2 protein-coding genes are annotated in these 2842 nt (G+C 64.1%); both read right to left on the reverse strand.

Features of this window, described 5'->3' with window-relative positions; all coding sequences use genetic code 11:
* On the reverse strand, positions 1-755 hold a 755-nt coding region (locus tag QCE79_RS39160; RefSeq protein WP_309854576.1), incomplete at its 3' end, for a type VI secretion system baseplate subunit TssF.
* A partial coding sequence (locus QCE79_RS39165; RefSeq protein ID WP_309854579.1) for an ImcF-related family protein occupies positions 752-2842 on the reverse strand: 2091 nt, incomplete at its 5' end. The genes QCE79_RS39165 and QCE79_RS39160, both read right to left, overlap by 4 nt.

Below are 2842 nucleotides of genomic sequence, written 5' to 3' on the forward strand. Positions count from 1 at the left end.
CGGTCGCGCTCGGGCTCGGTGACCGGCCACAGCCGCGTAGTCGGGCCAAAGCCCGCCCCTTCGAATTGAACGCCCTCGAGCGGCTGCAACTCGCCATTGCGCACCGAAGGCAAGCGCAGGCTGATCGACGCGATCTGACGCGTCAAGGAAGCATACAACGCGGCCGCGGCGGGACGCGTGCCGTGCAGATACAGCCGAATGCGCGACAGGTCCGTAGCCTCGCGCTGCTCGCCGAGCCACAGCCGGAAGGTAAGGCGGATGACCGTGCGCCCGCCGTCGCGCACCGCAACCTCCGCGTCCTCGACTGAGAGTGGCAGTAGCTGGACGGCCTGCGTCGTCCGGTACAGACACTGCACTTGATCGGGCCCGACGGGCGCCGAGCGCACCAAAGCCCCTGCGGGCACCTGCGCGGCCGCTGCGACTCCACGGCCTAGAGGCGAGCATTCGATGATCGACAGCGAGGGAATCGCCCGCGCCGCATGCTCGTACATATTGTCGATCAGCGCTTCGGTGAATTCCGGGCCGCCATCGTCGAGCTTCATGCGCAAACGCGCCATGAGCAGCGCAAAGCCCTCGAAGGTGGCGCGCACGCTGTCGCCCACCTCGCCGTAGCGCATACCCAGACGACGGGCAGCATCAGGATGCGCTTTGGCAAACTCGCCCGATGCGGCGCGCAAGTAGCGCATTTCCGCGTCGAAGTATTCGAGAAACGGATTCTCGTGCTCAAGCGCGGAATGCTTCCAAGGCGCGGTCATGGTCGCATCTCCGGCGGCAGAGGCGGCAAGGACAGTCCGCCGGCGGGCATCATCACACCCTTGCCGACGAGAAACACGCGCTGCGGCATCTTGAAGCCGCGCAGCTTGAGCAAATCGAGCGGCCCCGCGCCGACCTGCGCTTTGAGGTCGTACTGCAGAGGAAAACCGTTGCCTTGATTGAAGGTCAGCTCATAGGTGGTGCTGTCAAGCGGCTTGACTTGAGCAGTAGCGAGCAAGCGCAGCCATGCCCAGTCACCGTTGGCGGCGAAAGCAATGCGTGCTCCCGCGTCGAGCGACTCCCACGTCAGTTGTACACGGCCGTTCTGGCCGCTGAAGCCGCTTTGCCCGATCGCCGGCCACACAATCGAGGTATATGTCTCCAATTGATTGAAGTACTCGATCTTCGCGCCGTCGATACTCAGGATGTTGCGGGTGACGTCCGGATTTGGATGCGGCATGAGCTGGAACCGGTAGCTGGCATCGCCCTGCGCATACAACTGCGCGCCGAGCGTCGACAACTGGCGCAGTGCCGAGAGGAACTCCGGATCGAAATGCAATGCTTGTGGCGCGAGTTCGTTCGGCGCCCACGCATTGCCTTCAGGCTGAAGCGTGCCTGCGAGCTGTGTCGTCACAAAGCGCGAGATCAGTCCGGTTTCGGGCTTGATGTAGCGACCCAGCTCGGCAAACGAGGCATCTGCGTCGGTGTCCGAGAATGGGTAGTGCCCGTTGAAGCTGCTCGCAAACGGCGCGGCGATCGACAAGCGCCACGCCTCGTTCAGACTGGCCGCGGCCGGTTGCAGAATGGTTTGCCACGCCACGTCGAGGGGCCGCGAGAACAGCGCGTCACCGAAGCCCGACCATTGCGAGCCAAGGCTTGCGGCAGTGAGCGCGGCATCGTCGCGTGCCTGCGTGAGTTCCGAGAGCTTGCCCTGAAACACCGCCTGCGCCATTTGACGCGCCATGGCCTGGGCGTCGGTGCTGGTGGCGATTTGCTGCAGCTTCAGACGCATGGTCGTGGCCACCGTCAGGAAGTGCGCGAGGCTCACGCCGCTGAAATCGGCGACGCTTTTCGTGGGCTTGCCGTTCGACTTGCTGGCCGTGCCTGTCACCAGGTCATCGCCCATCAACGCGAGCAGCGGGCCGAAAGGTTTGTCCAGCGGATTGACTTCCTGAGCACTCGCGATGCCTGTCTTGTTGCCGATCAGGTCCTGTGCTTTGCGCACTAGCGTGTCCGAGAGCGCCTGCGAGGGACGTCCCGCCTGTGCCTGATACTGAACCGATTTCATCAGCGCAATCAGCGGCGAGGTCTGCGCATCGGTCAAGCGCGTGAGCTGCGTGATCGCGCTGCCTAGATTGGTCGCATTCTGCCATTGCAGGCTGTTCAGCATCGCCTGCCACGCGGCGGTATAGCTTGCGAAATAGCGCGCGCGCAGGCGCTGCCTCACTTCCTCGATGTCCTGATGCGCTTCGAGCGCCGCGCCCGGCACGCGCGCGGCGCGTTCGTCGGCGAGCACCCAGTCGGCCGCCACGCGCCCTTCCTTGGCGGCCTTGTCGATTGCCTCGCCGATCATGCCGTCCCATGCGGCGCGCGTGTAGATGCCCGGTACGGTTTGCGTCGTCGTGAATAAGCCGCGTGCGTCCGCTCCGTTGATCAGCGTCACGAGCGACATATCGGCGTATTTGCCCTTCGCCTGCTCCAGCACGGATTGGTAGAGCGTGTCGTCGGAGTTCTGCAGGCCGATCTGATTGACGAGCATGTTGCGCGACGCCTGGGTCAGATCGCTGGACGCATTGATGCGCCATTCGGGATGCGCACGCAAGTGCGACGCGTAGAACGACGCGAGCCGTTGCGAGGTGTCGAGCCATTCGCCCGTGCTCATGCCGGCGATTGCGGGCCATGTGGTCGGCAACTGCTTGGCGAGGTAGGCAGCGTCTGCATGTTGAGGTTGCGCCAGCATTAGATACGTTTTGAGCGCGTCGTAGTCGTGCTGTTGCTCCTCGGTGCTGGGCAGTGCGTCGGCGCGAGACTGAGCGAGTTGCGTGAGCGTGGCTTCGAGTTGATGGGCGGACGGATCGCGCAGGTTGCG

Source organism: Caballeronia sp. LZ003 (assembly GCF_031451465.1).
Lineage (GTDB): Bacteria > Pseudomonadota > Gammaproteobacteria > Burkholderiales > Burkholderiaceae > Caballeronia.